Genomic DNA, 542 nt, shown 5'->3' with positions numbered 1-542 from the left:
CAAAGCCATTGAAACCACAACATCGGCACACCACCAATCACCACGAGACACAGCGCAGGCAGTGCACCCCACTGCAACAGGTTATCGGCAGCAAGACGAAAAACATACGTCGGCAACGTTTCCCATCCGAACGTGCGGAACAAAAATGCGGCATTTAACTCTTTCATGCCTTCGAAAAACAGAATCACCGCGCCCATCATCACCTGTGGTTTCAGTAACGGGAAGTAAACGCGCACCCCGCGTTGCCAGAGCGAAAGACCCGCAGCCTCGCTGGCCCGATCGAGCAGGCTCGGAATGCTCGCCATACGCACACTGAGTGGCTCCAGCACAAAACGACTGAATTTGGCGCAGTAAACCAGCACCATGATCAACCAGACGCAGGAAAACAGCGGGGGAGAAAACGGTATCTCCGCCAGCATCGCCAGAGAACGGAGCCCGTTATCGAGCGCAATCAGCGGAATGGCAATGCCCGTCGCCAGCGCGGCCCCCGGAAACACATACCCCCACTGCGCCAGCGCGAAAGAAACGCGTCCGGCACGCAA

Annotated in this window: 1 pseudogene; it reads right to left on the bottom strand. The window is 57.2% G+C overall.

The annotated features are described in order from the left end of the window. Positions 1-542 (bottom strand): annotated as a pseudogene (locus J5224_RS34730) (hypothetical protein); the annotation flags it as partial.

The organism is Candidatus Symbiopectobacterium sp. NZEC135 (genome assembly GCF_025962695.1).
This window is presented reverse-complemented; position numbering and strand designations above follow the sequence as displayed.